The following is a 4,174-nucleotide window of genomic DNA, read 5'->3' on the forward strand; positions in this document are numbered from 1 at the left end:
CAAGGTCCTCGGCTGGAAGACGCCCGCCGAAGCTCTCGACGAGCAGTTACGGTCACTCCAACCAGCAGGCGTTGCAACGACCGGTTGAAACCAGGCAGTATCGGGCGATTCGCTACAGCCAGCGGCTGGCCGAGGCCGGCGCCGTCGCCTCCGTCGGCTCCACGGGCGACTCGTACGACAACGCGATGGCCGAGGCGTTCAACTCCCTGTACAAGGCCGAACTCGTCCGGAACAAGGGCCCGTGGCGCGGACTCGACGACCTGGAGATGGCCACCGTCGAGTACATCGACTGGTACAACAACCGGCGCCTACACGGCGAGCTCGGCCACGTCCCACCCGCCGAACACGAGGCACTACACGCGATGACCCAGCCGGTCACCGCATCCCTGAAAGCCAGCTAACCAACTCTCCATCAAACCCGGGGCTTGACACACTGCCGCTTCCGCCTCAGGGACCTCGAGTACTAAGGCGCTCTGCCGGATTGTCGCAATCACGGCCCGAACCTAGGTTCTGGCGTAGCTGCAGGAAGCACTGGACCCGCGACGAACTCGCGACCAGCGGCCAGATGCGGATGTCACCTCCACCCCCATCAACGAATGGTTGTGATGGCCCCGCCGGCTCTGCCCGGGGTGTTGGGGGCGTCGAGCAGTTCCTGCACAAGGTCAATGACCAGCTCGGGGCCTCCGATGAACGGTGAGTGACCTGACGGCCACTCGCGGATGGAGTCGCAGCGCGCAGGGTGCAGGCGCGTGGAGCCGTCCGGCTCCGGAACGGCGGTCGCCTGCAGTTGGCGTGATGGCCCGCCCAGACTTGCCGCGCTCTCGTGCACATCCGGCACGAAGGCCGCCAGGTGCACCAGAAGCCTGGCTCCGCGTCGACCAGGGCGGGATACCCTACCTGCGGTGCCTCGAGACGCGTGACCGGAGGAGTCGATGCTGGGATGACGGCAGGGCGACCGATGCCCACGCAGGACGACGTGCTCGGGTACTTCAACACGCTGTCGAACTGGGGACGGTGGGGCGACGACGACGAGCTCGGCACTCTGAACCACATCACCGACGACGTCCGGCTGGCGGCGGCGCGGGCCGTGCGCCACGGCAGGAGCGTGTCGTGCGCATGGGAGGTTGCCGTACCGGAGGAGATGGAGCGGTCGACGACAACCTGCCCGTGCGCCGCCGACATGCCGGGTGCCGAGGACATGCCGCTGCCCGGATTCCGCGCCGACCGGCGCTGGGGCTTTTCGTCCGAGCGGCTGGGCATCACGTTCCACGGCAACACCGTCACCCACGTCGACTCGCCGTGCCACATCTTCTGGGACGGCATGATGTACAACGGGCGGTCGCACTCGTTGGTCGACGCCGCGACGGGATCGGGGTGGGCGGCCGTCACGGCGGCGGCGAACGGGATCGTCACGCGTGGTGTCTTGCTGGACATTGCGAGGGTCCGCGATGTGCCGTGGTTGGAGCCGGGGCAGGGTGTGTTTCCCGACGATCTCGAGGAGGCCGAGCGTCGCCAGGGTGTGCGGGTGCGATCCGGCGATGCGGTACTCCTGCGGACCGGCTATGGCCGCGTCCGGCACGAGGCCGGTGCGGCCAGCGGTTTCACGCAGGCCGGCTGGCACGCGTCCTGCCTGCCGTGGCTGCATGAACGGGAGGTCGCGCTGGTCGGCGCTGACACCCCCCAGGACGTTCAGCCGTCGGGGTACGAAGACGTGTTGATGCCGGTTCACGCCGTGAGCCTCGTCGCGATGGGTCTGTGGCTGCTCGACAACTGCGACTTGGAGGTGTGCGCGACGACGGCTGCCGAGCTCGGCCAGTGGGACTTCCACCTCGCAGTCGCGCCGGTCCGCTTCGCCGGTACGTCCGGCAGCCCGGTCAACCCGATCGCCACATTCTGACCTGAGTGGGCTCAAATTAATGCGCAATTCCGGCGCGGTTGTGGATGGCTGCGAGGGCTCGGTGGACGTCGTCGGGTAGCGGGTCGGCGGCGGTGAGGGTGTGTGCGCCGGCCTGGATCTGGATGGTGCGGTAGCAGCGGGCGTTGGCGGATGAACTTCTTGATCGACCATCCGGCCTGGTCCTCGATTCACCAGGACACGGCCAGGGCGGCGAGCACGATGGTCAGGTGCGCGTCGATCGAGTCGCGTTTGCGGTGGTAGATCGGCCGGGCCTGCACGTCGTGTTTGGGCATGCGGAACGACTTCTCGATCTGGAACAGCCGGTGGTAGGCGTCGATGACGAACTCGGCGGTCGTGTCGAGGTGGGTGACGTACCCCTTCAGGCCGGCCAGGGCTCGTGCCTTGGTCTCCAGTCGCCGGTTGACGGTCTTGGCCGCGCCAGTCAATGAACCGGTTGCGCTTGACCGGTGCCTTGCCCGCGACGGCCTTCTCGGCCTTGGCGACCTGCTCGTCGATGCCGCGCAGGGTCCGGCGGGCACGCTCGGCCCGGTACCGACCAAAAGCTTGACACCAAACGACTTACGCTGATGTGCGGATGTCGTCGCGACGCGCAGCGCGGGACGCTAATTCCTAAAAGGCGTGGGGTTTTGGGCGAGTGAGACGTCCATGGCGTTCCACTGACGGGCCGGGCGGCTGGGTGGTGTGGTCGCCGGTACTGACAGTTCGGTGCCGCTAGCCAACACGATTGCAGGGTGCGGGCTCAACGAAATTAGCGGACATCGAGGTGTCCATGGGCTCGACGGGTGGTCGCGCAGCGGGTGCGTAAGCGCTGGTTGCCGGGGTTGCGGAAGCCGTAGGCGTCGCGGGCGATGGTCTTGATGACCCGGTTGGTGCCTTCGGAGCCGGCGTTGGTGATCCCGGTGTGCAGGAACGCAAGGATCTCTGGCCACCATGTCTCGACGGTTTGTGGCTAGGCGCTGCAGTTCGGGAAGGTCGGCGTCGCGCATCGGCGGTAGAACCGGTACAGCAGATCGCGGACCTGTTCCCGGTCCTGGCGGGTCCGGGCGGTGGCAAGCAGGTTCAGGAGGTCTTCCTTGGCGTTCCACACGACGGTGATCGGCGCGCCGATCACCCTGGGCAGGTTGGACAGCTCGTCGAGGAGAGCGTCGACGTGCTCGCCGCGCATCCGGGCGGCGGAGCGGGTGAGCCGGTTGCGCAGTTCCCACTCACGGTTGCCCTTGCGGGCCGCGCCGGCCGCGGTGGGTCACGGTGACCCGGCGGCGGACCTCGGTGAGGGTCTGGTTCGCCAGCTCCACCAGGTGGAAGTGGTCCACGACCAGGGTGGCCTGCGGCAGGACCCGGCGGATCGCCGACTTGAAGATCGTGCACATGTCGATCGCGACGTACTGGTCCGCGTCGCGCCAGGCTTGGTCGCGGTCGGCCAGCCAGTCGATGACCGCCTGGGCGGTGCGCCCTTCGACCTGCCCGAGCAGGCCCTGCTTGCCGGACAGGTCGACGAAGCCGACGTGCCAACGGTCCACGGCGGTCTGCCAGATCCCGGTGGCCTCGCCGGGGATCCATCTCGGCCGGCCTCGGCGGATCTCGTCGATACCGAGCGCCTGCACCGGCTCGGGCTGGGCCGGCAGCACCGCCGGGCGTGACTGGTGAACGCCGCCGCAACGACCGGCCAGGAGAGCGCATAGTAGCGGGCCGCCTGGACGACCGTGCGGCCCTCATCGGCCACCGGCGCCCCGGCCGCAGCCCGTAATCGTGTGGTTAGCCGCTTACGTGGCCGTACTGGCGGGACCGACCCGGTGAACGAGCGACGCCGGCACGCCAGCTCGTCGCAGCGCCAGCGGCGCTTGGCCCACACCAGCCGCGATCGACGGGCCACCGACCGACAGGTCACGCGGCCGGTTCACCCGCCGGCCCTTCGACCGCCGCGCCCGGGTGCCGCAGTCTGGGCACTGGCGTGCCCGCTCATCAGCGGTGACCAGGTGCACCACCGGCCCGTCGGTGTCGTCGCCGACCCCGACCACGGCCAGGCCGTCAAGGCCCAACAACCGCATCGTATCGTTTGCCACGACCGTAGCTCGTCTGTTGTGATCATCATGCTTCGACAACAACATGATCTACGAGAGCTGCGGGCATCTATCAGTCAATGTCCACAGCGGAGCCCCGTCAGGGTCATTGCGTTCTCGGGTAACTGCTGGTCACGGCGATGATCAGGTCGTGTGAGTGGCGGTTGGCTTGGCGGGTGGCTCGGGCGATGTTGGT

Annotated in this window: 1 protein-coding gene and 3 pseudogenes; 2 read left to right on the forward strand and 2 right to left on the reverse strand. The window is 67.9% G+C overall.

The window, feature by feature from the left end; all coding sequences use genetic code 11:
* Positions 1 to 95 precede the first annotated feature (95 nt).
* A pseudogene (locus ACZ6S5_RS34790) lies at positions 96 to 401 on the forward strand (integrase core domain-containing protein); the annotation flags it as partial.
* A gap of 557 nt (positions 402 to 958) precedes the next feature.
* Positions 959 to 1,897 carry a cyclase family protein gene (locus ACZ6S5_RS34795; RefSeq protein ID WP_466006537.1) on the forward strand — a complete coding sequence of 313 codons (939 nt, stop codon included), beginning with the start codon at positions 959 to 961 and terminating at the stop codon, positions 1,895 to 1,897.
* A gap of 16 nt (positions 1,898 to 1,913) precedes the next feature.
* Here ACZ6S5_RS34795 and ACZ6S5_RS34800 read toward each other — a convergent pair.
* Together ACZ6S5_RS34800 and ACZ6S5_RS34805 are read right to left on the reverse strand one after the other, a co-directional pair.
* Positions 1,914 to 2,452: pseudogene (locus ACZ6S5_RS34800) on the reverse strand (IS1634 family transposase); the annotation flags it as partial.
* A gap of 214 nt (positions 2,453 to 2,666) precedes the next feature.
* A pseudogene (locus ACZ6S5_RS34805) lies at positions 2,667 to 3,981 on the reverse strand (ISL3 family transposase).
* Positions 3,982 to 4,174 lie beyond the last annotated feature (193 nt).

The organism is Micromonospora sp. NPDC051924, assembly GCF_055586005.1.